Source organism: Cohnella herbarum, from assembly GCF_012849095.1.
In the GTDB taxonomy this organism is placed as follows: Bacteria; Bacillota; Bacilli; order Paenibacillales; family Paenibacillaceae; genus Cohnella; species Cohnella herbarum.
The window spans coordinates 5,021,532-5,045,257 of record NZ_CP051680.1 but is presented as its reverse complement, the minus strand read 5'-3'; the positions used below and the strand labels follow the sequence as shown (position 1 = coordinate 5,045,257).

The following is a 23,726-nucleotide window of genomic DNA, read 5'->3' as shown; positions in this document are numbered from 1 at the left end:
AATCAGAACTTTAAGTTGAATTAATCAAAGGGGACGATGTTTAGCCGGACAGTACATAGACCGTAATTAAACATAAGGAGAAGATGGCCGCAGCATGAGTGCACACGACAGCTTAGACACAGCCAGAGAAGCGTTGCTAATCCGTAAAAACCTCCTGTCGGAAAAAATGTTAAACATGATTGATGTCGCTATTTGGTCATACGATCTATTCTCGCTTGAAATTACGATCGCGTCGGAAGCTTTGACTAGAATTACCGGTTACCCGGTGGAGAAGTTCGCGAAATTTAAGGAATGGGAGAGCTTAGTCCACGAAGAGGATATTCCTCATTTTTTAGAATGGTCGCTAACGATCAGGCAGGGAGTTCCCGATCAGTGCGAATACCGGATTCGGCACGCGAGCGGAGAGGCACGGTGGATCCAAGCGAGGGTCATGCCGGTCCTAAACGAGCGAGGAGAAGTTTCTCGTTACGACGGCGTCGTTATCGATATTTCTTCAAGGAAAGCGATGGAGGAAGAGCTGCATAGAAGCGAGCAGCGATACAAATCACTATTCGAATTTCATTCGGACATTATTTGCGAATTGGATTTAGACGGAAACGTGATCGCGATTAACCCGACGGCCGAGAGGATAACAGGCGAACGGTTGCTAGGCGAGAATGCGAATTTCTCGATCGACGATGTTTTCGGAGCGGACAATATTCAGCTTTTGAAGGGATATTTCGAAAGGGTTATGCAGGGCAGCTCCCAGCAATTCGAAATGACATCCCGGCATAAGAACGGAGACGTGTTCCATTGGGAAATGAAAAAGGTGCCGATCCGAGTGAACAACCAAGTCGAGGGCGCCTTTGTCATCTGCAAAGACGTTACCTCCAAGAAGAGCATCGAGAAGGCGCTGGCCGATCGCGAAGAGCAGTACCGGCTGATTGCCGATAATATGACGGACATGATGGGGGTGATCGATAATCGCGCGAACATTTTGTTCGCCTCTCCTTCCTGCGCGAAGGTATTGGGGATTTCGGAATCTTTTCCAGGCACCAGCGTGATTGATTACATTCATCCAGGAGACCAAGACCGGTTGAGGAACGATATGTCGGAGATCATCCGTCAGAAGAGCAACCGGCTAATGAGGTATCGCATCGTCCACGCTAACGGCTCCTATATCCATTTTGAAGCTTTGGGAACCCCTGTATTCGGCGATGATGGAGAAGTCAACCGTATCGTATTCGTGGCAAGAGACATCTCGGAAAAAGCGAAAATCGAGAAGGAACTTGTCGAGAGCCAAGCGCGTTATCGGCATAGCGAGGATCGATATCGTAGATTGGTGGAGCTATCTCCGGTCGGGATCGCCATCTTCAAGGAAGATGAGATTACTTATATCAATCCGTCGGGGATGAAAATGGTCGGAGCGGAGTCGTGCGGAATGAGGAGGGAAACGGATGTCGTTAAGGAATGGGTTCATCCCGACTATCATGATTACGTGAGAGAACGGATAGCGGCTACTCTGAAGAATGGATATTCGCCTCCCGGAGAGTATCAAATCCTTCATCGGAACGGACGAGTAATCGATATTTCCATGACCGCTATCTATGACCCGGAAGCCGCCTCCATCCAATTAATGTTCGAAGATATTACACTCGCCAAACAATCGCAGCGTACATTAATAGAGAGCGAATTCAGACATTATCGCTTGCAAGCGAGCTTGGATCGATTTTCCCATGATCTGTTCGGCGTCATGAAAGTGAGCCAACTGGAGCGGCGCTTGTTGAGAGAAGTACGGGAAGTCATGAAAACTAACCGAGTCAGCTTAACGGAGGTGGAACACAACGAGGACAAGCTATGCGAAATCATCGAAACAACTGAGGGGTGTTATCTGAAGATCGGCGAAATCAGGGGCAGAAGCTATTTGTTATGCATTCACGATAAGCCGGCCACCCTGCAAATAACGTCCCAAAGAGTATGGCTTCAAACGATTGCTAGATATGTCGGCGTGCTATTCGATAACTTCTTGATGATCGAGGACTTATCCAGAGAGTTGGAACAGATCGCAATCCCGCAAGTCGCGCCGACGTGGCTTCTCAGACTGTTGTTCAACTTAACCGAGAACGAGAGAAAACGTCTGTCCCAGGACTTGCACGATGCAGCGCTGCAAGAACAAATCATCTGGTATCGCAAGCTTGATCTTCTAATGGCGGACGACTCCATAACGGAAGAAATCAGGGAGCAATTAGGGCGGATCTCGCAGGGTCTGCTTGATGTCGTATATCAAATCCGACTGACATGCAATGAGCTAAGGCCGCCTTTGTTAAAAGAAGAAGGGCTCGTATCCTCCCTTGAAGCATTGTTCGACTTTACCCAATTGCGTACGAACTATTCCATTCTGTTCGAAGCTGCCCATTACATTCACGCGATAAGCGAAGATCAATTAATCGGCCTCTATCGGGTCGTTCAAGAGATGCTAGCGAATGCTACGAAACATTCCTTTGCTACGGAAGTACGTATCGAATTGTCCAGTCAGTTGGATCGCGTCCATTTGCGTTATGAAGATAACGGGATAGGCATGGATTATAGGAAGGTGAAGGATTCTTATCAGAGTATAGGGATCTACGGGATGAAGGAACGGGTGCGCAGCATGGGCGGAATCATAGATTTCGACTCGACGATGAATAACGGCTTGGTCATCTCTGTCTCCATTCCCGCGCAAGATTAACGCAGAATATTAATACTCTTCGAGGTGTGGACAACATGATTCCTATTCTGTTGGTAGACGACCATCCATCGGTTATGGAAGGAACTAGAATGATCCTTGAACAGGAAGGGGATATCAAGGTTTCGTTGGCTAACTCGGCCGATAAAGCGATAGAGTTGATCAACGCGCAAACTTACGATGTCATGTTAATCGATCTCCATATCGGAGATGTGAACGGGATCGATCTTGCCAAGCAAGTATTAAAGATGAAGCCCGACGCCGTCATCTTAATCTACACGGGTTTTGAGTTCAATAACCATTTCAACTTGATGATCGAAGCCGGCATATGCGGGTTTATCCTTAAGACTTCGAACAGCGAACAACTCGTCACCGCCGTCCGATGCGCTTTGCGGGGAGAAGTCGTGTTGCCGATGTCCTTAGTTAAACAATTAAGGAAATCGGCGCTGCATGCGTCGGGCACGAAAGACGGGCAGCAAGCAACGCTTGCGATAAGCAATAAGGAGTATGAAATACTAAGAGAGATTGCCAGAGGGAGAAGCAATAAGGATATTGCCGAGAGCGTGCTGATGAGCCAGCGTTCGCTTGAATATGCCCTTACGAATCTGTTCGGCAAATTAAAGGTGAAATCAAGAGTAGAAGCCGCGCTCAAGGCTAAGCAAATCGGTTTTCTGACCGATTTGGATTTTCTGGAGCAGGTTTTCTAGGATGACGGTGAAGCATAGCGACGTTGGGGAATTTACCCCCTGCGTCGCTATTTTCTTGCGCTCTTTGCAGGTTCCCGAAATAAATTTGCGCGGTCGCGCTATATATTTTCGGTTACCAATATCGTTAGCCCGCTTATGATCAAACTAGGCCTTAAGAATCACTCGCAAAATAAAGAGGTGAGGTGTTAGATCATGAAATGGTTCAATCATTTGAGAATTTCCGCGAAGCTAATATCCTCGTTTACGGTTATCGCTATTTTGTCGGGTTTTATCGGAGTTATCGGTTTGATGCATCTGAACAGTATGGATCTTTCGATGAGCAGGATGTACGACTCGAACCTGGTGCCGATTAGCGACCTGAGTCAAGTTCAGACTTTATACCAGAATATTAACGTCGACCTGAGGGACATGAACATTTTATCCAAGACCGAAGCGGACAATCAGAGCTATAAAGATCAAATACTCGCTCAGACTAAAGAGATAGAGAAAAGGATGGATCAATTCGCCCAAGCGGAGCTGGTTCAATCGGAGAAGGACGATCTGGAGCAATTCGCTATCGAATGGAAAAGATATAACGGGTTCTTGAATGAAGCGCTTCGAATGAATAGCGAGAATATAAGCACGGAACAATTTACGAATTATTTGCTCGACAGCGGATTTAAGGATTCCGGCGATAAATTGGAGGCTATTGCGGCCAAGCTCGTATCCACCAATATCCGGATGGCGAAGGAAGCTCGCGAGGATTCGGATCGGCTCTATCAATCCTCCCGAACGATGACCTTCGCGATAATCGTCGCAGCGTTGATCATTAGCGTGGGGTTAGGCGTCGTCATTGCTAGGATCATTGCCCGTCCGTTAAATCGTATGGTGCGGTTAGTCGGTAAAGTAGCGACGGGAGATTTAAGCGAAACGTCGGATATCGATACGAAGGACGAGGTCGGGGTATTGGCGGCTTCCGTCAACGATATGGTGTTTAACTTGAGATCGACCGTAGGCGGCATTCTCGTATCCGCGGAAAGCGTGTCGGCTGCCTCGCAACAAATATCGGCCGCCACGGAGGAGATTGCCAGCGGAAGCATGAGTCAAGCCAACGCGGCGCAAACGATGAGCGAATTGTTCAGGGAGTTGTCCCTTGCCATCAATACCGTCGCCCAGAGCGCGGAACAAGCATCGGAGCTGTCTAACCAAACGATTAGCATCGCGCGGGACGGGGGGGAGATTTTGCAATCTTCCATCGACGGAATGTCGAGGGTTAACGAACGGATGTCCATGCTGGAAGAGGACTCGAACAAAGTCGGCGAAATTATTAAAGTGATCGACGATATCGCGGGACAGACGAATCTTCTTGCTCTGAATGCAGCGATCGAAGCAGCACGGGCCGGAGACCAAGGTCGGGGTTTCGCGGTAGTCGCGGACGAAGTAAGAAAGTTGGCGGAGCGAAGCAGCGAGGCGACCAAGCAAATTACGAAAATCATTCAGGGCATGCAGAACAACACCGCGCAAAGCGTGAAGGCGGTGGAGGACGGCGTCGTTGCCTCGCGGAAAACCGGAGAGGCCTTCGGGCGCATTATGACGATGGTAAACGAAACTGCCCATAGGGTAACGGATATTGCCGCCGCGAGCGAACAACAGGCTGCTCAATCGTCCGAGGTCCTGATTTCGATTGAAAGCATATCCTCGGTTACGGAAGAAACGGCGGCCGGCAGCGAGGAAACGGCAGCGACCGCCCAATCCTTAGCGCGGCTTGCCGAGGAATTGAACGGTTCCGTATCTCTGTTCAAGTTATAAATGAGCCATCCAAAAGTATGGTCATCGTTAAACGACGATTATATCCGCTTCGCCGCCCTATTCAAGAAGAAAACGGGAATCGATCTCGTTCTGTATAAAGAAGACCAGATGAGGAGCAGGCTGACCGGCCTAATGAAAAAAAGCCGCTTCGACGCGTTAGTCGATTTCTATTACGCGCTGGCAAAAAACGAGACGTTGCTCACCGATACGCTGGAGCATTTAACGTGCAACGAGTCGGAATTTTATCGTAATGCGCAACGGTGGAGCGTATTGGAGCAACGTGTTTTGCCGGAGATTCTACATGGAAATGAACGAATCAAATGTTGGAGCGCGGCCTGTTCTACGGGGGAAGAACCCTATAGCTTGGCGATAATGCTCGCCGCTTTCAGGCAATCGCACGAAATTCAAGTCCTTGCGACGGATATTAATCAAAGAGCCATTCAGATAGCAAGAGCGGGAATCTATCGGGCGGAATCTATGAGAGAGGTGCCGAAGCTCTATCTGGACAACTATTTTGAGCTGCGGGAACACCGTTATGCCATCTCGGAGGAGATTAAACGTTGCGTTCGGTTTAAGTCGCATAATCTATTGGCCGATCCGTTCGAGGGCGGATTCCACCTGATCGTTTGCCGTCATCTTCTGAATTATTTAAAGGATAAAACAACGGAGGCTTTATTAGGGAAGTTCAGCAGAGCCTTAAAGAAGGGCGGTTTTCTCTTTATCGGAGAAGTCGAACAGATCTTGCAACCGCTTCGATACGATCTTGAGCCTGTGGATGCGTTCTTCTACAGAAAACGATAGAATTAGGAGTGGCTCATAGTTGGCTCTGCCCGGTGCGCCGCATAAGCGTATTAAGAGCAGAGCCTCTTTGACGAGCTTGCGGAAAGAATAAATTTCAAGCTCAGCCCAATAAATAGCTAACACTTTTAGAATATAATGGTATGAAGAAGACTTGCCGTTCCAAAGCGGTATCGTATATCAATTGAGGTGTTAGATTTGAATATGCAACAGGAAACATCGAATTTGCATCATGTCGTCTCCTATTTCGCCAAGATCCACAAGCTGACGGAACGCGAGCGGGAAGTCGTGTTTTACTTGTCGAGATACGGATACAGCAACAAAAGCTTGGCCTCCGAATTGTGCATCGCGGAGAAAACGGTAAAAAACCATATCGCCAAAATTCAAGAAAAAACAAATAGCGGTTCTACGAGAGAGCTATTGTCGATGATCGTCGCGCAATCCGTCATGCAGTACGAGCAGATCAAGGGAGCCATCGCCTTCTAGGCGAGGCTTTTTATTGCATAATGGAGCCCAATCTTCGAATTCCCTCCGCAATTCTTTCCTCCGACAAATTCCCGTACCCTAGAATGATTCGTTTTCGATGCTTGTTTTTATCCAAGGCATGGACGCTAACGGGATAGACTCGTACGCCGCTTTGTTCGATTTGCGCTAACAAGGCCGGCGTGAAGACCGCGCCGGTAAACTCGGCGACTAAGTGCAGTCCGGTAGAATACCCGAGAATCGTAACTTTGTCCGCGAACGTATGAACCAAAGCTTGGATTAAATAGTCCCGCCGTTTGCGATACAGCTTCTTCATTTTCGCAACATGGCGATCAAGATACCCGCCTTCAATAAATCGGGCAAGAATCAATTGCTCTAACGAAGGCGTATGTAAGTCCGTGAGCCATTTCAAGCCTCGCGCCGTCTCGACAAGAGAACGCGGAAGAATCAAATAACCCATCCGCAGCGCGGGAGACAGGATTTTGCTGAACGTCCCGATATAGATGACGCGGTCGGGATCCAGTCCCTGCAGAGAGCTAACGGGAGCCCCTTCGTAACGGAATTCGCTGTCGTAATCGTCCTCTACAATATAGCAATCGGATGCCGAGGCATACTGTATCAATTGAACGCGTCTTTGAATCGGCAGTACCCCTCCAAGCGGGAATTGATGGGAAGGGGTGACGTAGATGAAACACGGCTTGCCGTCGGTCGGAAGCAGATGCGTCATCATTCCTTGATCGTCTGCCGGTACGGGAGATAGAGTCGTCCCGGGGAGGGAGAATAGGGTATGGATCTCCTTCGTAATCGGATCTTCGATAATGATTTCCTTGCCGCCGGGCAGCAATAGCTTGGCAATCAAGTTTATCGCTTGAGTGGCCCCCGTCGTAATGATAAGTTGTTCGGGCTCGCAAATCACGCCTCTCGTCCGAAGCAAGTATTGCGCGAGTACCGCTCTGAGCTCGGTGCTTCCTTCGGGTTTGCCGTACCCGAAAGCTTCGTCGGACGTATCGGCGCAGATCCTTTGAGCTAGCTGTCCCCACAGCTTTCGCGGAAACTGGTTCAACGCGGGAATTCCGTGGCGAAAATCGATCAGGTCGGCGTGCGCCGTTCCGACGGAAGAGGTCATCGCCGCGAGCGGTATGGAGGGTAGCGCATGTCGAGCAAGGTCAAGGAACGTTCCGTCCGCTACGTATGTTCCTGAGCCATGTCGGCTCTCGATGTACCCTTCGGCGAATAATTGCTCGTAGGCTTCGACGACGACGTTTCGGGAAACGTGCAGAGCGGAAGCCAGTTCCCGGGTGCTGGGCAGGGCGGTCCCGCTTTTCATTTCCCCCTGTAGGATCGCTTTTCGGAAATGGGCATAAATTTGCCGAAATAAGGGCGTGCCGGACGCTCGATCCATCGTTATCCATGTCATAAGATTAGCCCCTCGTATAAGTGGTCCTTTAAAATATGGCGCTTAGTGATCCTTTTACTAACCACTTTAACACGGTAATTTAAGAGATGGAACCGTGTCAGGAAACGTAGAGGAGATGATATGCAATGAATGACGATTTTGCATTGCGAACGTTGGCCGCCGATGCATTGAAGACGATAGCGCGAGACGAACAAATCAAGAGCCATATCTCGAATTCGGAAGAGCTGTATCCGCTCCTCTATCGGGCCGCGCGAAGATATATCACCGGCGAGACGAAGGAAGACGCGGTCTTTCAGGCGGTACGGCTGAACATGCGGGGATATGCGACATCGTTGGAATACATCGGGGAGAACGTAAGCGATGAGCGGGAATGCACGGAGTCCGCAAAGGAATTTCTGCGGCTGATCGGAATGTACGGAACCGCCGGCCGGTCATCGACGATCTCCCTTGATCTCTCGCATATCGGCATGACGGTGGATGAGGAGTTGGCTTATCGTCATCTGGAAGAGCTGATCCGGGAAGCGGCGATCTACGGGATGACCATCATGATCAGCGCGGAGGAATCGTTCAAGGCAAGCCGGATTATCGGGATTTACAAGCGGGCCGCCTCGTCGTACCCGAATGTAGGGATTACTTTACAAGCGCACCTGCACCGCGCGGAAAGCGATATGGAGGAGATTAAGCATTTTCCCGGGCGGATTCGGATCGTCAAGGGCGCATTCCGGGAATCGGAGGCAGACGGGGTACCGCGCTCCGAGCATCTTAAAGCCAAGTATTTGCGATTGGCCGAAACGGCTATCGCTACAGGTCGCCCCGTATCGATCGCGACGCATGACGAAACCATTCATCGGGAAGCGAGGGAACGGGGGCTGATTGCGCTGCCTAACGTCGAAGTCGAGATGTTATACGGGATTCGGCCGGACCTGCTGAAGGGATTGAAAGACGACGGCTATCGGACGCGGATTTATTTGCCTTACGGCAAAGAGTGGCACCTGTACTTCTTCCACCGTTTGTCCGAATATCCGCCGAACTTATATAGAGCTATCGCGGATATGGCGATGCCTTCCGGGAGCGAGGAAATGTATTAATAGTCGGCCCACCCCTAGCAAATTGCGGTAATGGGAGACCGATCGCGGCCCCGTACTCATTGCCCTTCATCGTGCCTGGTTTTTCCCGGATAAAATAGTTGTCCCTCCCGAGCAGCGTTTTCCTTAGCCGTGACCTCGGAGGGAACTAGCTTATACACGCTAGTTCGGCTGCCGAGTGAGGATACGTATTTCTCCACATGACTCTTGGCTAAGGGACTGTCGTAATAACCGGGTACGTATTTATTCAGTAAAGCCTGCATCGCTTCGGTTGCTTCCTCCAGATCGGCGACTAAAGCAACGGAGCCGAAGAGCATGACGCTCATATAAGCCGTATCCGTATTGGCAGGAACGATGTCCGTAATCGTTCCTTGATCTTCGCAAACCGTGAAGCAAGCTTGAGCGTTTTGTCGCAAAATCGTGTTTTTCCTTCCTTCCGATGCGCCGTGGAAATAGATCGCCTCCTTCCACCGGACGAAATTCAACGGAACGACGTAAGGAACGTTCTCGGCGGACAGTCCAAGAAACCCTGATCTGGCCCGTTCGAGAAAACCGTTGATTTTGTTTGAATCGTTACATTCTCTTTTGTACATACGTATGGGATACATTTTATTCCCGCCCCTCTTGAAGTTGTGGTAAGATCATATTAGTTGTTATCTGTCATAGCTGAAAGTGACAGATTTCTTTTATTTTAGAGGGACAGTTGGTGTTAAGGGGTCGTGTTGGGACTTTCTCCGATACTTAATAAACAGGGCGAGATTCCGGTTTACAAGCAACTATACGCTTATATCAAACAAGAGATCGAGGCCGGGAAACTGCTTGCGAACGACCGATTACCTTCGATACGGCAGTTGTCCTCCCATCTGATGCTGAGCAAGAATACGGTGGAAACGGCCTATCAGCAGCTGCTTGCCGAAGGGTACGTGATCAGCAAACCCCGAAGCGGACTGCACGTGCTGCCTCTGGAGCGAATAGCGACTATCAACAGCGCGGCACCTGCGCACGATAGTAAAGCTCGCCGTCAACCCGTGCCTGACGAACGAATCCTCTTCGACTATCAATACGGGGACGTCGAGCTGAACCATTTTCCGATGAAAGCATGGAAAAAATGTTTGCTGGACGCCCTGGATTCCCATTCGTACGAGGTGCTAGGATATGGCGACCGACAAGGGAACGGCGATCTTCGCGCGGAAATCGCGCGTTATCTCTATCCCTCTCGCGGTGTCGCGTGCACGCCGGACCAAGTGTTTCTATGCTCCGGCACGCAGCAAGCCATTAGCTTGCTGTGCCAGGTGCTGCCGTTGCCGAGCCGCGTTGCGATGGAGGATCCGGGCTATAATGGCGTTCGAACGGTGTTCGAGAATCATGGTCGCGAGCTCGTATCGATTCCCATCGAATCCGATGGTCTCCATTTGGGTCAACTGAAGCAGCATGACGTAAATGCGGTCTATGTGACGCCCTCCCATCAATTTCCTTTAGGAAGCGTGTTGCCCGTACAAAAGCGGAATAAGCTGCTTCAATGGGCTTACGAACGAGAGGGTCTCATTATCGAAGACGATTACGACAGCGAGTTCCGGTATCAGGGGCAGCCCGTTCCGGCGCTCAAAGCGATGGACGTAGGCGACAGGGTTATCTACTTAGGGACATTCTCGAAGTGTTTTCTGCCTTCGGTGCGCATGAGTTATATCGTGTTGCCCGAGAAGCTGGCCGCTGATTTCCGGAACGGAATCGCCTCCTATAGCCAGTCCGTATCCCCCCTTCTTCAGCAAGCGATGTTTCTATTCATGCAAGGCGGGCATTTCGAGCGTCACGTTCGTAAAATGAGAAAGCTGTACCAGGCCAATCATAGAATGTTACTGAAGGCAATCCATGAGCATCTGGGAGACCGGGTGGAGGTCATCGGACAGAAGGCCGGGTTGCATTTACTGCTAGACGTCCGTAATCGTGATAGTATGGAGTTAATCGAACTGGCTTCGGAGCAGGGCGTCAAAGTTTATTCGCCGAGAAATCATTGGATGGATCCCGCGCAATGCCCGTTATCTTATCTAATGCTCGGATTCGGAGGTATGAACGAACGCCAAATCGAAGAGGGGATCATTCGCTTGAAGAAAGCGTGGTTCGGTGATTAGAGCGCTGCCTAGGGCAGAGGAGGACGCAAGATGGGCAAACAGTTTACGGCTTTGTTACCCGTGCATGAGGAATTCATTGCGAAGCAACGTATTTTTTTCGTAGGTTCGGCTCCGCTGTCATCGGAAGGTCATGTGAATCTCTCTCCTAAGGGATACGATTCTATGCGGATTTTATCTCCGAACAGAGCGGCCTACTTGGATATGACGGGCAGCGGCAACGAAACGAGCGCCCATATCCGCGAAAACGGCAGAGTTACGATCATGTTCTGCGCTTTCGAAGGTCCGCCGAATATTCTGAGGCTGTACGGAACGGGAACGGTTGTCCTTCCGGGCTCGCCGGAGTGGGAAACCCTCTATCCTCTATTCGAGCCGCTTCCGGGAGCAAGGCAGATTATCATGATCGATTTCGATAAAGTCCAGACTTCTTGCGGTTATTCGATTCCCTTCATGGAATACGCCGGGGAACGAGAGACTTTACAGCGGTGGTCCGTACAGCAGGGCGAGGAAGGGCTTAAGCAGTATTGGCAAAACAAGAATACCCATAGTATCGACGGGTTGCCGACTCCTCTTGGGGAAGCGATTGCCGATAGAGGTTGAGGTCAACCTTGTAACGGCACTGCCTATTAAAGTGTAGGGTAACGGAATATAGGTTAAAATGGGATGCAGAATTGAAAATGGGAGTTGTACAAGAATGGCTAAGGATAACGAAGAAGTGATCTTAACGAAAGAGGGCTTAGCGAAACTACAGGCCGAGCTCGACGATCTTAAATACGTTAAGCGCAAGGAGTTAGCCGCACGGATCAAGCTGGCAATCAGCTACGGCGATCTCAAGGAGAATAGCGAGTACCATTCGGCCAAGAACGATCAATCGTTCATGGAAACGAGAATTATCATCTTGGAGAAAATGTTGAATAAGGCCAAGGTCGTCGATTCCGCCGAGTTGGACCATTCAACGGTTAAAGTAGGCTCCTTGGTCATCTTGAACGACATTGAATTCGACGAGAAGTTGGAATACCAGATTGTCGGCCCTGCCGAAGCGGATGTGTTGGAAAATAAAATTTCTTACGAAAGTCCGCTTGGCAAAGAGCTTGTAGGCAAGCAAGTAGGCAACATTATTAGCGTCGCGGCGCCTATGGGCGTCGTAAAATACGAGCTGCTCGAGATCAAATCCGTATAGAGAGTCGCGAACCCGATCGTCCTGAGTTAATGGGATAGCCGAACTAAAGAGGAGCTGTCCCCATAAGCGAATGGCTTATAGGGACGGCTCCTCTGGTTCTTGATAAGGTTGCTCGATTAGATTAGAAATTCGCGCTGCCCATTTTCCCCGATTGGAAGTCTTTGAAGGCTTCGACGAGTTCTTCCCGGCTGTTCATAACGAAGGGACCGTGCATGAAGACGGGTTCGTTCAGCGGTTCGCCGCTCAAGACGATGACGAGCGCATCGTCGGAGAGACCTTCGATAACGATTTCTCCCGGAACGTTCGCGAATAGGACGAAATCTCCTTCATTCGCTTCGTTATCTTCGTTGATTCTGGCCGATCCTCGCAGAACGAGCGCGGCCGTGTTGTAGGTTTGCGGGAGCTCGAAGCGGGCTTTGCCGTTCTGCTTAAGAGCCATGTCGAACGCATGGATCGGGCTAAACGTACTCGCGGGTCCCCGCACGCCATTGAATTTCCCGGCAATGACTCTTACCGTTCCCCCGTTATCCGGAAGCTCGACCCTGCCCATGTTTCCGTCTAGAAGCTCCTGATATTTCGGCGGGTGCATTTTGTGCGCGCGCGGCAGGTTGACCCATAACTGAATCATCTGGAACAGGCCGCCGCTTCTGGAAAATTCCTGTTCGTGATACTCCTTGTGAAGCAAACCGGAGCCGGCGGTCATCCATTGGACGTCGCCGGGACCGATCACGCCATGGTTGCCGTGATTATCATGGTGCTCGATATGGCCTTCGTAAGCGAACGTTACCGTTTCGAAGCCGCGATGGGGATGGGCTCCCACGCCTTTCGCCGCTAAGGACGGCGGGAACGTGTAGGGTGCGTTATAATCCATGAGGATAAAGGGGCTGAATCTTTCTCCGAAGTCATTCCCCGACGGAAAATAGTTGGATACCCGGAAACCGTCGCCTACCATATGGAATGGGGCACCGTGGAACGTTCCTTCGATTGCGCGGAATGTAATCATTGTAAATACTCTCCCTCCGGTAAATCTCTATTTCGTAAATCTTAAATTAAAGATATATGAAAAAAGCGATTTCGTCAAGTATTGCGACAATGGAATCTGTTGACACGACACAACTCGTCAGATAAGATTTACCTATCAGATAGGTGGTAAGGTGAGAGGCGGCTTAGGATGAGAAAGATTCAAAAAATTCTTGTACATGAATTAGTATCGCAAGAAATTCAAAGCTATATTCAAGAAAAGGAACTTAAGGAGGGGCATAAGCTTCCTTCGGTGGAGGAAATGACGAGCATGTTCGGAGTCGGACGTTCTTCGTTGCGCGAAGCCTTACGCTACTTGGAAGCGATCGACATCGTCCGGGTAGAGAACGGGAAAGGGATATTCGTACGAGATGTCGATACGTTCCGTTTTTCGGGCAAAGTGAAGATCGAGAGGGAACGGACTTTTCTGCTGAACACGCTGGACGTGCGCAGAGCCCTCGAAGGCAAGGCCGTTGCGCTCGCTTCGAAACGGATTACGGAGAGCCAGATCAAGGAACTGGAGCTATGCTTAGAAGAATACCGCATTCTGAAAGAAGGCGACAAGGATACTTCGCAGATCGATCTGACGTTTCATCGTTACGTGATCAAGGCAGCTCGAAACCCCGTACTCGAGACGGTCATGGATGCGATCGCCGGCTTGTACGAGAAGTTCTTCAACGAGCCGCTCGGAAACAAGCAGCTGTTCGACGAGACGTATCCCTTTCACCGGACGATGTTCGATGCGATAGCCGCACACGACACGGGACGCGCGTTGGAAGAGTTCAATAAAATGATGGATTGCATCGAGGATAAGATAAAAAGCTATTAAATGGAGGCGCTTTATTTTTTATTGACAAGATAAAGCGCTTTCAATATAATCGACCTATCAGACAGGATGACTGTATGATACATGTAAGATTAGGGGGAGATTTGTCGATGATTAGGCGTCAGAAAGTGATTGTTTCGTTGCTTTGCGCCGTATTGACGGTAGGACTCTTGGCAGGATGCAGCGGCAAGAACGGTAACGGCGGCAGTGGAGACAAGGTAACGCTCCGTATGATCGAAAGCTTGACCAGCCCGAAGAGAACCGAGCTCATCCAGGCAATGATCACGAAATTCGAAGAGGCCAACCCTAACATTAAAGTGGAATTCATCTCGCCTCCTTTCGATCAGGCAGACAACAAAATAAGAACGATGCTCGGGTCCGATGAACAGCTCGATGTACTTGAAGTCCGGGATTTGACCGTTGCCGAGTTCGTAAACAACGGTTATATCGAACCGCTCAATTCCTATACGGATAAGTGGAAGGATTTCGCTACCGTAAGCGCGGTATCGAAATCCGTAGGGACGGTCGGAGACAAATTGTATTTCGTGCCGAATGGCCTGTATCAGAGGCAAATGTTCTATCGGTCGGATTGGTTGAAGGAAGCGGGATTAAATCCGCCGACAACCTGGGAAGAACTTTACGATACGGCGAAGAAGCTGACAGACCCTGCCAAGAACCGCTTCGGCTTCTCTTTCCGCGGGGGAGCGGGATCGAATGGCACCACGGATGCGATGATTCTTGCCTTCAACGGGGATAAGGTCAATCTGGATGATTCCATGTTCACGAAGGATGGAGCGACGATCTACTCCACGCCCGAAGCAAAAGCGGCTATGGAGCTATATCTGAAGCTGTACAAAGACGCATCGCCTCCGGATTCCATCAACTGGGGCTTCCAAGAGCAAGTGCAGGCATTCACTTCCGGCGTAGCGGGCATTCTGCTGCAGGATCCGGACGTCATTCAATCCTTGCAGGAGAAGATGACCGAAGGAACTTGGGCGACGGCTCCGCTCGTCACGGGCCCGACAGGCAAAGCGCTATTCGCCGCAGGCGGAGCGGGATGGGGAATTACGGCCAAATCCAAGCACAAAGAAGAGGCATGGAAGCTGGTAGAATTCCTGTCTTCCCCGGCCGAGAATACGAAATTTTCGAAAGACTACGGTCTCATTCCTATTCACAGCAGCGCTACGGAAGACGAGTTTTTCAAAACGGGTCCTTATAAAACGTTGATCGACATGTCCAATAAACCGGATACGTTCGTGAACTACAAGCCGGCGTTCCAGTACCCGGGCACCGGTCAGTGGGGGCAAGTCACGATGGAGACCGGGCAGTCGCTGCTGCTAGGCAAATCCAATCTTGAGGATACGCTCAAGAAGTGGGATGAGTACTGGGTGGATCAGAAGACGACGTTAAAACAATAGCAGCCATATGAAGTCGTGATGGGCGGCGCAATCGTTGCCGCCCATCCCCTTTATTAAAGAAGGCGGTGCGGCAATGAAAAAACAAAGGGCGTTTATTCTATCCGGGTTGATTCCCGCCCTGCTGCTTGTGCTTGCGTTTACGTACTACCCTTTTCTTAAGGGAATCGTCATGGCCTTTCAGGAATATAAGCTGTTTGACTTGCGAAGCGTTCATTTCGTTGGAATAGACAATTTTAAGGCCGCGTTTAAGGATCCCAAGTTCATCATGGCATTGCAGAATAGCGGTTATTGGGTCGTGATCTCGCTCTTCTTTCAATTTTTTCTCGGATTAACGCTTGCTTTACTGATGAAGAAACAGTTCAGGGGACGAGGGATCTATCAAGGTTTCGTGTTCTACTCTTGGGCTTTGTCGGGCTTCCTCATCGGGATGATCTGGAAGTGGATGTTTAATTCCCAGATCGGCGTCATCAACGATCTGCTCCTTAAATTAGGCATTATCGAGGAGCGAATCGGATTTCTGTCGAACCCTCATTGGGCGATGTTCTCCGTCATTATCGCCAACGTGTGGTATGGCGTCGCGTTCTTCGCCATTATGCTGCTGGCTGCCTTGCAATCCGTACCTTCGGAGCTCTACGAGGCCGCGGTCATGGACGGGGCAAGCGGAGTTCGCAAGCTATGGAACGTAACTCTGCCTTACATCATGCCGACGATCATTGCGACTACGCTGCTGAGAGCGATTTGGATTTTCAACGACCCGACGATCATCTACGGGCTAACGAACGGAGGACCCGCGGGCAGCACTCATATTTTGTCTTCGTTGATGCTGGATAAAATCATTTACGGAGGAGATTACGGGGCTGCTTCGGCAATCGGTATTATCATGATCGCGATTTTGCTGCTCTATACGATCTTCTTCTTATCGGTCACCAAGGCGGAGAAGGCGGGTGAGTTCTGATGAAGCTGAGACTTCTGGGCGTCTCCAAATTCATCTATCTGGCGATTTATTTGCTGGTCATGGTTTTCCCGCTGTATTGGATCGTCATCACGTCGCTTAAGCCGCAGAAGGATATCTTCTCGTTCCCTCTGAAGTATTGGCCCGAGCGCTTTACGCTGGATAATTACGTGCATATTTTCAAAATATCCAAGTTCCACATTTACATCGGCAATAGCTTGATGATAGCGATTATTTCCGCCATGATCGTACTCGTCATCGCGATTCTGAGCGCCTACGTTCTGGCACGTTTTAAGTTCCGGGGACATAAGCAGATCATGCTCGCGTTCTTCGCTACCCAGATGTTGCCCGGCTTCGTCGCGCTAGCGCCGCTGTACCTAATGATGAGCAGCATGAGCTTGATTAACAACCGATTCTCTCTCGTGCTTATGTATACGGTCATCCTTATCCCGTTCTCCACGATTATGCTGCGCGGATTTTTTCAACGGATTCCGGCGAGTCTTGAGGAAGCGGCGATGATCGACGGTTGCTCCCGGTGGTCCGCATTGGTACGAATTATTATACCGGTCATGCTGCCGGGGATCGCTTCCACCTTTATTTTCGCATTCGTGCAAAACTGGAACGAATTATTCTTGGCCGTAATGTTCATTGACAACGATGCGCTTAAGACGCTCCCGGTGGCGATGAACTCGTTTATTATGAAGTTCGACGTGGATTGGGGTGCGATGTCGGCCGGAGCGGTATTATCGATCTTACCGACCATTCTTTTATTTGCTTTTGCCCAAAGATTCATCGTAGAAGGACTCACTCAAGGAGCAGAAAAAGGATGAACAAACGAGAAAACCAATTTACCAAAGCATCTTTCGATCCGGTCGACGCGAGGCATCACGGCGCCATTCACGTACCGATCTATCAGAACAGCTTGTTTGCGTTCGAAAGATACGATCAATTCGAAGAAGCGATGAAGACATTGCTGGACCATCACGTGTATTCTCGCGGCAACAACCCGACCGTTCAGTATTTGGAACAGAAGTTGGCCGAACTTGAAGAAGCGGAAGCGGCGAGATGCTTCGCATCCGGGATGGCGGCCATCAGCTCGGCGATCATGTCCGTCGTCGGGCAAGGGGATCATGTCGTATGCGTCGATCAGGCGTACGGTCCGACGAAGGCGTTTCTCGGTACTTATCTGAGCCGGTTCGGAGTGGAAACGACGTTCATCGACGGAAGTTCGATCGAGCAATGGCGCGGAGCTGTACGTCCGAACACGAAGCTGCTATATCTGGAAAGTCCGACGACTATGCTGTTCGAGTTGCAGGACCTGCGATGGTGCTCGGAGTTTGCGCGAAGCATAGGTGCCGTAACTCTTATCGATAATACGTGGGCGACTCCGTGTTTTCAGAACCCTCTTCAATTGGGGATAGATCTATCGGTACATTCCATATCGAAGTATATTGGAGGACATAGCGATTGTATCGGCGGCATCGTGCTGGGCTCTAAGGAGCTCGTGGAGCGGATCGGGAACACGGAATATATGCTGCTAGGCGGCATTATGACGCCGCAGACGGCGGCGCTCGTATCGAAAGGGCTCCGGACGTTGCCCTTGCGCATGCAACGACATGAAGGGAGCGGGCTTCAGGTCGCGGAGCATATCGGCAAACAAGGGTTCGCGTCCCGATTAAACCATCCCGGACTGCCTTCCCATCCCCAATACGAGCTAGGGCGGCGCCAGATGTCGGGCTCCAGCAGCTTATTTTCGTTCCTATCGAATGAACCGACGGAGCGGCTGAAGGAATGGGCGAATCGACTGAAATATTTCAAGATCGGCGTGAGTTGGGGAGGGTTCGAGAGCCTAGTAACGGTTAATCGACTCGGGAGCGATGGAGATGGAGGCGAGGAACGAACATCAACCGTCGTAAGAATGTACGTCGGACTGGAAAGTCCGACGGATCTGATAGCCGATATAGATCAAGCTTGGAAAGCGGTATGAAGCGAAGTCTAATCTAACGGGGTTGGTTAGCGAGTAAATGTTACTTGCTGGCACCCCTTTTTGTTCTGTTATTAAAGTTTTGCACAAGTTATGCACAAGTTGTGGATAGGGTGTGTATAAAGTTGGGGATAAGCAAGCGAATGTGATAAAATAGCTGAAAAAAAGGCGGTGAATACACGTGAACATGAAAATCGGCTGTTTGCATGCCCATCATTCTAATATCGAATATATCGAACAGGCATTATCTTCGAGCCGGTCGGAGCTTCTCCATTTCGTGGACCCCGCGCTCGTGTACCGGATATCTTCGGACGGGGCTTTCGGGCTGGAGGATGCGATGAGACGGGTCAAGGAGCAACTGGAGTGGATCGCCGGGGCGGATACGGACGCGATTCTGATCACTTGCACAAATTACATCGCAGTGCTGCAAGAGGAGGAATCTTCCGTCGTCGTTCCGGTTCTGAAGATCGACGAGCCGTTTTTCGAATCGGTTTGCGCTTGCGAGGAGCCGCAGCTTGTATTGTTTACGAATCCGGCGACCGTCGAGGGGACGATGGGAAGGCTGCGGGAACACGCCCGGAAGGCGGGGCGGCAACCTCGAATCGAAGTTCTCGTGCTGGAGGGATTATTCGATCTGTTTATGCAAGGGAAAAAAGAGGAGCATCGGCTCGCGTTGGCTGAACGTCTGCGGAATATTGCTTCCGAAGCTTCCGGCAAGAGGATCTCCGTCGGTCAGTTGTCCATGTCGGAAGCGGCTAAACAGGTTCGCGAGGAGACGGGGATCGAAATCGGGCATCCGTTGGAAGGTTTGGCTTCTTATATCGAGAGGACGCTTTGCCGCTGACGAACCGCCATTCGGGAAGAAATAGACGTGGAGAAACGAAGGGTACCTGCAATGGGTATCTTTTTTTGCGCGTAAGGACGTTTGTATTAGGAGTTGTAGGAATTTGGAAAGAAATGTCGAATGGTAAAGAGGTAAAATCGATCGGTTTGACGACGTGGCGGGAGCGTGCGAAAGATAGATGAGCCAGACCCAGTATAAACAATTGGCATCCTATGTGCCCGGAGAGTGGATGCAGGGCTCGCCGGTGGAGATTCTTCAAGGAACGGTTTTCTTGGATCCGCTTAACGAGCGAGCGGTCTTTCGCTTAAAGATGTGCAACATATCCGGTAAAATCCTTCATTCCGTGCATCTCCATATCGGCTGTTACGACGAGACGGGCGAACCTACCCCCGGCAATTCCGTCGTTTATTTCGCTTTTCAGGATATGAACGTTTCGTCCGGTTCTGTTTTCGGAGAAGATCAGTTGATCGCGCTGCCGGACGTTAGGGTTAGGAAAGTCGTCGTTTTTTTCAAAAAAGCGCTAATAGAGAACGATGTGTTCCATTTCACCGAAATGACGACCCGGAAAGTGCCCGAACTGAAGCCATTGTCGGATTGGAAACAAGATTGGCTCGCGGAATTGAAGCTGAGGACGCCGGAAAACGCCGTTTTCCCGACGACGTACGTTCCTCAAATCTTCCCGGATCAAACGTGGGCTTGTACCTGCGGCAAAATGAACGAACTGGCCGAGGCGAAATGCGAGCGTTGCGCGAGGGATAGACGGGAGCAGTTGGAACTCGTTAACCCTTCTTTTCTGCAACGATCGTACGAAGCTCGCCAGGCGGAAGCCTTGGAGCAAAGACAATTGCTCGCGGTACAAGAGAAGAGGGAAAAAAGGAATTTTCGGATCGTCATTACCGTGACCTTCGTCGCGCTTGGGTTGTTCGTGCTGTACGAGAGCTATTTCAAAGATCAATGGCGCTACGAGAAGGCGGAGAAGCAATACGAAGCGGGGAGTTATGAAGAAGCCAAGGAGGCTTTCCTCGCGCTGGGGAAATTCCGGGATTCCTCCGAACGGGTCAAGCAGGCCGAATACGGGATGGCGAACGCGGATCTCGAACGGAAGGATTTCAAGAAGGCGGAAATAAGGTTCGGTGCACTGGGCAATTATAAAGACAGCGCGGAACTTCTGAAGGCAACCATTTACGGGTGGGCTCAAGGGTTGCAGGATAGCGGGAAACCCTATGACGCCATGAATATGTTTAATCGGATTATCGATTACAAGGACAGCAAGAAGCTTAGGAGGGAAGCCCGTTATCAGTATGTCCTCGACCTTCGCGAAGCAGGAAAATTCTTGAATGCGCTTGATGAGCTAAGGGAACTTGGAGCGTACAAGGATAGCCGGGACTTGATTAAGGATTCCAAGTACGAATATGCGAAAGATCTGGTCAAGCAAGGTCATTATACGAGCGCGTTGGGTTTGCTAAACGAGATTGACGGAGATTACGCGAGCAAAGCCGCCTTGCTGCTGGAATGCCGATATCGCATCGCTCTTAGCTTTCGGAGTACCCGGGCGGAAGTGATTCAAGCCCGCGACGAATTTATCAAGCTGGGGAAATATAAGGATTCCGCAAGGCAAGCAGAGCGAATGGAAGAAGCGTTGATATGGCACGGGAAATGGTACAGGGTGAGATACCGGGAATTCATAGGGAAGCGCGTGACGCATAACAAAACCTACGGGCCGCTCGGCACCGATCCTCTAGGGAAAGGCGTCATCATCGATTATTTCGACCGCAAACTCACATCTAAATCGACTATCGCGACGTTGGAATACACGTTCGAATTATCCGGAAACAAGCTCATAGCCGACTCGTACGGTTCAAAAGAAAGATATGTTCTTTCGGGTAACAAGCTGATTTATAAGACGTCGGGTTACGAAGAAACCTTCGTTCGGGAGGATCTGCTCGATAAAGTGAAGCCATAGGGAATCGCGCGAAATGCGTAAGCGTCTGCGACTGGTGCGGGCAAACATGATATAATAGTTATCAGTTTTTCGCGAAGCGCGAATTCACTTAACTCGAAGCGAGGTTTAATCATGATCTGGGAAAATAAAATCGCGACTACGCTGCAGTGGACGAAGGAAATCTCGAATAGAGAACAGAAGGAAGCGGTTGCGGCCAAGATCGCCGAGCGCGTGAAGGACGGGGACGTCATCGGCGTCGGCTCCGGTTCGACTTCATACTTGGCATTGCTGGCGATCAGCAAGAAGGTAAAGGAACAGAAGTTGAACGTGATGGCGATTCCGACTTCGCACGAGGTTTCGCTGGCATGCTCCATTATGGGACTGCCGACATCGACGTTGTTGAACGCGAGACCGGACTGGTATTTCGACGGCGCGGACGAGGTCGATCCGGACAAAAACCTGATCAAAGGCAGAGGCGGCGCGATGTTCGCGGAGAAGCTCGTCATGAAGAGCGCTCCCGAAAACTATATTCTCGTCGATTCCTCCAAATTCGTCTCGTTTTTGGGCGAGAAATTCGCCGCTCCGATCGAAGTCGATCCCCGGGCGATTAACCTCGTGGAGACGGAGCTGGCGAAGCTCGGAGCGAAAGAAGTCCAACTGAGAATGGCGGTAGCCAAAGACGGTCCCGTGATCACGGAAACCGGAAACCTAATCCTCGACGTGCGATTCAACAAGATCACGGCCGATTACGAGAAAGAGGTCAAGTCGATCCCGGGCGTCATCGAATCCGGCATTTTCATTAACTATAACTTAGAGATCCTAACGACTTAGAGTCGAGAATCCCCGTATTACAGAGAGCAGACGAAGGCTGGCATGACGATTGCCGATCTCCTGCTCTCTTTATGTTGGCGCGGGCTATGATCATTCCATCGGGGCGAGGAGAACGGACAGAGGACCACGCGGCAAGCTGGTAAAACCTAGAGATATACCCTCTGGGAGCGGGGGATTCTGGAGCAAGGAAATCGAATCGAGGCTGAAGCATCTATGAATGACAAAATCGTGTTGCCGATATGGGCGATGGGGTTGTTTATCGTCGTGATGAACACGACGATGTTTAACGTATCGCTTCCTAGTATCATCAACGATCTTCAAATTACCGCGGATCTAGGTTCGTGGGTAATTTCTAGTTACTCCATCGGATATGCATTATCTACGGTAATCTATAGCAGGCTTTCGGATATAATCCCTATTCGCAGGCTTCTGGCCGTGGGGCTGGTCATTCTCGGGCTCTCATCGGTTATAGGCATTTTCGCGCATGAATTCAGCACCTTGCTGGCGGCAAGAATTTTGCAGTCGGCCGGGGCGGGCGCGATGGCGGGCTTGGGACTCGTTCTGGCCAGCCGTTATGTCCCCGCGGAAAGGCGCGGCAGGGCAATCGCCATGATCTCGGCGGGCAGTGCAATGGCTTTCGGTCTTGGTCCGATCGTCGGGGGGGTCATCAGCGAATACTTCGGGTGGAACGGGTTATTCGCCATCACTTGTTTGGTTCTCGTCATTCTTCCCGTACTGTACCGGCTGCTTCCTAAGGAGCAACCAACCCCTGGGCGATTCGACGTCTTGGGGGCACTGTTCACGGTTATTAACGCGGCTTCGCTGCTCGTTGCGGTTACTCAACTGTCGGTGTTGTGGCTGGCGATCAGCATCGTATCCTTCGTGGCTCATTTCTGGTATTTGCGTAAAGCACAGGAGACTTTTATCAACCCGGAACTGTTGCAGGTAAATGGCTACCGGAAGCTTCTAGCCATCGGATTCTGCGTCTTGATGGTTAATCTGGGCAATCTGTTCCTAATGCCGCTCGTGCTGTCGCAGCTGTTTCATAAATCCGCGATGAGTATCGGATTATTGATCGCCCCGGGAGCGATCCTCACGGTATTCATGACTCGTTTCGTTGGGCGATGGATCGACCGGTACGGGAATGTGCGGCTATTGCTGATCGGACATGTTACTCTCGTCATCGTATTGGCGATCTACTCATGGGAAGCCGTCGTTTCTCCCGTAGTGATCCTGTGCGGATACCTCTTCTTCTCGCCCGCGCTATCGGCAACGCTGTCTTCCCTGAACAATGAAACTTCCCATCGCTTATCGACAAATAAGATCGGCGCCGGTATGGGGCTCATGCAGCTTATTCAATTTTTCGGCGGTTCGATTTCGGTTGCGGTATGCGGTCTTCTTCTCGAAGCTCAGTCCGCTATCCCGCTGACTCAGGCTTTCCGTCATGTGTACGAGCTGTTGCTTGCGATCTGTCTTTGTTCGATCGTGCTGTTGCTTAGCTATCGTCGATCAGCGAGGGCTTTGGTCACGTGAAAAGTAATGTCTTAACCGTGTTGCACTAAAATGAAGTCACGATGAAAGCACGCACTCCGAAGATGTTATCGCGGGGTGCGTGCTTTTG

21 protein-coding genes are annotated in these 23,726 nt (G+C 50.5%); 18 read left to right on the top strand and 3 right to left on the bottom strand.

Translation table 11 applies throughout. The features are described 5' to 3' along the window. Window positions 1–94: 94 nt before the first annotated feature. The 5 genes from HH215_RS21595 to HH215_RS21575 all read left to right on the top strand — a co-directional run bounded on the left by HH215_RS21595 (window position 95) and on the right by HH215_RS21575 (window position 6,483). Window positions 95–2,707 carry a PAS domain S-box protein gene (locus HH215_RS21595; protein ID WP_169281781.1) on the top strand — a complete coding sequence of 871 codons (2,613 nt, stop codon included), beginning with the start codon at window positions 95–97 and terminating at the stop codon, window positions 2,705–2,707. Between the two features lie 35 nt (window positions 2,708–2,742). Beyond that, window positions 2,743–3,411, top strand: coding sequence for a response regulator transcription factor (locus tag HH215_RS21590; protein ID WP_169281780.1), 669 nt, complete (start codon window positions 2,743–2,745; stop codon window positions 3,409–3,411). Between the two features lie 192 nt (window positions 3,412–3,603). Next, on the top strand, window positions 3,604–5,199 hold the full coding sequence (locus HH215_RS21585; RefSeq protein WP_169281779.1) for a methyl-accepting chemotaxis protein: 1,596 nt from the start codon (window positions 3,604–3,606) through the stop codon (window positions 5,197–5,199). Further along, complete coding sequence (locus tag HH215_RS21580; RefSeq protein WP_169281778.1) at window positions 5,200–6,000, top strand: CheR family methyltransferase; 801 nt, start codon at window positions 5,200–5,202, stop codon at window positions 5,998–6,000. It abuts the gene before it with no gap. Between the two features lie 201 nt (window positions 6,001–6,201). Then, window positions 6,202–6,483 (top strand): helix-turn-helix transcriptional regulator, encoded by a 282-nt coding sequence (locus HH215_RS21575; protein WP_169281777.1) that lies wholly within the window; start codon window positions 6,202–6,204, stop codon window positions 6,481–6,483. 10 nt (window positions 6,484–6,493) lie between these two features. Here the strand turns inward: HH215_RS21575 and pdxR (HH215_RS21570) are convergent, their stop codons facing one another. After that, the gene (gene pdxR / locus HH215_RS21570) at window positions 6,494–7,897 is read right to left on the bottom strand and encodes a MocR-like pyridoxine biosynthesis transcription factor PdxR (RefSeq protein WP_169281776.1); all 1,404 of its coding nucleotides are present in this window, start codon (window positions 7,895–7,897) and stop codon (window positions 6,494–6,496) included. 125 nt (window positions 7,898–8,022) lie between these two features. Between pdxR (HH215_RS21570) and HH215_RS21565 the strand changes: the two genes are divergently transcribed. Next, entirely contained in the window at window positions 8,023–8,985 is a 963-nt protein-coding gene (locus HH215_RS21565) for a proline dehydrogenase family protein (RefSeq protein WP_169281775.1), read from the top strand. Between the two features lie 56 nt (window positions 8,986–9,041). Here the strand turns inward: HH215_RS21565 and HH215_RS21560 are convergent, their stop codons facing one another. After that, window positions 9,042–9,590: a pyridoxamine 5'-phosphate oxidase family protein gene (locus HH215_RS21560; protein ID WP_169281774.1), complete on the bottom strand. Its 549-nt coding sequence runs from the start codon at window positions 9,588–9,590 to the stop codon at window positions 9,042–9,044. A gap of 111 nt (window positions 9,591–9,701) precedes the next feature. Here HH215_RS21560 and pdxR (HH215_RS21555) point away from each other — a divergent pair, with 111 nt between their 5' ends. The 3 genes from pdxR (HH215_RS21555) to greA all read left to right on the top strand — a co-directional run bounded on the left by pdxR (HH215_RS21555) (window position 9,702) and on the right by greA (window position 12,288). After that, window positions 9,702–11,111, top strand: coding sequence for a MocR-like pyridoxine biosynthesis transcription factor PdxR (gene pdxR / locus HH215_RS21555; protein WP_169281773.1), 1,410 nt, complete (start codon window positions 9,702–9,704; stop codon window positions 11,109–11,111). Window positions 11,112–11,141: 30 nt separating this feature from the next. Further along, a complete protein-coding gene (locus HH215_RS21550; RefSeq protein ID WP_169281772.1) occupies window positions 11,142–11,708 on the top strand; it encodes a pyridoxamine 5'-phosphate oxidase family protein in 567 nt (188 codons plus the stop codon). A gap of 94 nt (window positions 11,709–11,802) precedes the next feature. Further along, window positions 11,803–12,288 carry a transcription elongation factor GreA gene (greA, locus tag HH215_RS21545; RefSeq protein ID WP_169281771.1) on the top strand — a complete coding sequence of 162 codons (486 nt, stop codon included), beginning with the start codon at window positions 11,803–11,805 and terminating at the stop codon, window positions 12,286–12,288. A gap of 121 nt (window positions 12,289–12,409) precedes the next feature. Here greA and HH215_RS21540 read toward each other — a convergent pair whose 3' ends face one another. Then, window positions 12,410–13,291: a pirin family protein gene (locus HH215_RS21540; protein WP_169281770.1), complete on the bottom strand. Its 882-nt coding sequence runs from the start codon at window positions 13,289–13,291 to the stop codon at window positions 12,410–12,412. Window positions 13,292–13,459: 168 nt separating this feature from the next. Between HH215_RS21540 and HH215_RS21535 the strand changes: the two genes are divergently transcribed. The 9 genes from HH215_RS21535 to HH215_RS21495 all read left to right on the top strand — a co-directional run bounded on the left by HH215_RS21535 (window position 13,460) and on the right by HH215_RS21495 (window position 23,638). Next, a complete protein-coding gene (locus HH215_RS21535; protein WP_169281769.1) occupies window positions 13,460–14,137 on the top strand; it encodes a FadR/GntR family transcriptional regulator in 678 nt (225 codons plus the stop codon). Between the two features lie 107 nt (window positions 14,138–14,244). Beyond that, window positions 14,245–15,552, top strand: a complete 1,308-nt coding sequence (locus HH215_RS21530; protein WP_169281768.1) for an ABC transporter substrate-binding protein — start codon at window positions 14,245–14,247, stop codon at window positions 15,550–15,552. A 73-nt stretch (window positions 15,553–15,625) separates the two neighbouring features. Then, window positions 15,626–16,507, top strand: a complete 882-nt coding sequence (locus tag HH215_RS21525) for a carbohydrate ABC transporter permease (RefSeq protein WP_169281767.1) — start codon at window positions 15,626–15,628, stop codon at window positions 16,505–16,507. Beyond that, a complete protein-coding gene (locus HH215_RS21520) occupies window positions 16,507–17,334 on the top strand; it encodes a carbohydrate ABC transporter permease (RefSeq protein ID WP_169281766.1) in 828 nt (275 codons plus the stop codon). Before HH215_RS21525 ends, HH215_RS21520 begins: the two co-directional genes overlap by 1 nt. Continuing rightward, window positions 17,331–18,491, top strand: coding sequence for a trans-sulfuration enzyme family protein (locus HH215_RS21515; RefSeq protein WP_169281765.1), 1,161 nt, complete (start codon window positions 17,331–17,333; stop codon window positions 18,489–18,491). The genes HH215_RS21520 and HH215_RS21515 overlap by 4 nt, the downstream gene beginning before the upstream one ends. A 172-nt stretch (window positions 18,492–18,663) precedes the next feature. After that, a complete protein-coding gene (locus tag HH215_RS21510; RefSeq protein ID WP_169284512.1) occupies window positions 18,664–19,332 on the top strand; it encodes a hypothetical protein in 669 nt (222 codons plus the stop codon). A gap of 178 nt (window positions 19,333–19,510) precedes the next feature. Continuing rightward, window positions 19,511–21,295, top strand: a complete 1,785-nt coding sequence (locus HH215_RS21505) for a hypothetical protein (protein ID WP_169281764.1) — start codon at window positions 19,511–19,513, stop codon at window positions 21,293–21,295. A 111-nt stretch (window positions 21,296–21,406) separates the two neighbouring features. Further along, window positions 21,407–22,105 carry a ribose 5-phosphate isomerase A gene (gene rpiA / locus HH215_RS21500; protein ID WP_169281763.1) on the top strand — a complete coding sequence of 233 codons (699 nt, stop codon included), beginning with the start codon at window positions 21,407–21,409 and terminating at the stop codon, window positions 22,103–22,105. A gap of 213 nt (window positions 22,106–22,318) precedes the next feature. Next, on the top strand, window positions 22,319–23,638 hold the full coding sequence (locus tag HH215_RS21495; RefSeq protein WP_169281762.1) for an MFS transporter: 1,320 nt from the start codon (window positions 22,319–22,321) through the stop codon (window positions 23,636–23,638). Window positions 23,639–23,726 lie beyond the last annotated feature (88 nt).

What these genes read in the sequence shown, in the direction of transcription:
- HH215_RS21575 (WP_169281777.1), top strand. Translation starts at nt 6,202, where the DNA reads ATGCAACAGGAAACATCGAATTTGCATCATGTCGTCTCCTATTTCGCC.
- HH215_RS21590 (WP_169281780.1), top strand. Translation starts at nt 2,743, where the DNA reads ATGATTCCTATTCTGTTGGTAGACGACCATCCATCGGTTATGGAAGGA.
- HH215_RS21580 (WP_169281778.1), top strand. Translation starts at nt 5,200, where the DNA reads ATGAGCCATCCAAAAGTATGGTCATCGTTAAACGACGATTATATCCGC.
- greA (WP_169281771.1), top strand. Translation starts at nt 11,803, where the DNA reads ATGGCTAAGGATAACGAAGAAGTGATCTTAACGAAAGAGGGCTTAGCG.
- HH215_RS21520 (WP_169281766.1), top strand. Translation starts at nt 16,507, where the DNA reads ATGAAGCTGAGACTTCTGGGCGTCTCCAAATTCATCTATCTGGCGATT.
- HH215_RS21505 (WP_169281764.1), top strand. Translation starts at nt 19,511, where the DNA reads ATGAGCCAGACCCAGTATAAACAATTGGCATCCTATGTGCCCGGAGAG.
- HH215_RS21560 (WP_169281774.1), bottom strand. Translation starts at nt 9,590, where the DNA reads ATGTATCCCATACGTATGTACAAAAGAGAATGTAACGATTCAAACAAA.
- HH215_RS21595 (WP_169281781.1), top strand. Translation starts at nt 95, where the DNA reads ATGAGTGCACACGACAGCTTAGACACAGCCAGAGAAGCGTTGCTAATC.
- HH215_RS21525 (WP_169281767.1), top strand. Translation starts at nt 15,626, where the DNA reads ATGAAAAAACAAAGGGCGTTTATTCTATCCGGGTTGATTCCCGCCCTG.
- HH215_RS21535 (WP_169281769.1), top strand. Translation starts at nt 13,460, where the DNA reads ATGAGAAAGATTCAAAAAATTCTTGTACATGAATTAGTATCGCAAGAA.
- HH215_RS21495 (WP_169281762.1), top strand. Translation starts at nt 22,319, where the DNA reads ATGAATGACAAAATCGTGTTGCCGATATGGGCGATGGGGTTGTTTATC.
- HH215_RS21540 (WP_169281770.1), bottom strand. Translation starts at nt 13,291, where the DNA reads ATGATTACATTCCGCGCAATCGAAGGAACGTTCCACGGTGCCCCATTC.
- HH215_RS21515 (WP_169281765.1), top strand. Translation starts at nt 17,331, where the DNA reads ATGAACAAACGAGAAAACCAATTTACCAAAGCATCTTTCGATCCGGTC.
- HH215_RS21585 (WP_169281779.1), top strand. Translation starts at nt 3,604, where the DNA reads ATGAAATGGTTCAATCATTTGAGAATTTCCGCGAAGCTAATATCCTCG.
- HH215_RS21550 (WP_169281772.1), top strand. Translation starts at nt 11,142, where the DNA reads ATGGGCAAACAGTTTACGGCTTTGTTACCCGTGCATGAGGAATTCATT.
- pdxR (WP_169281776.1), bottom strand. Translation starts at nt 7,897, where the DNA reads ATGACATGGATAACGATGGATCGAGCGTCCGGCACGCCCTTATTTCGG.
- rpiA (WP_169281763.1), top strand. Translation starts at nt 21,407, where the DNA reads ATGATCTGGGAAAATAAAATCGCGACTACGCTGCAGTGGACGAAGGAA.
- HH215_RS21530 (WP_169281768.1), top strand. Translation starts at nt 14,245, where the DNA reads ATGATTAGGCGTCAGAAAGTGATTGTTTCGTTGCTTTGCGCCGTATTG.
- HH215_RS21565 (WP_169281775.1), top strand. Translation starts at nt 8,023, where the DNA reads ATGAATGACGATTTTGCATTGCGAACGTTGGCCGCCGATGCATTGAAG.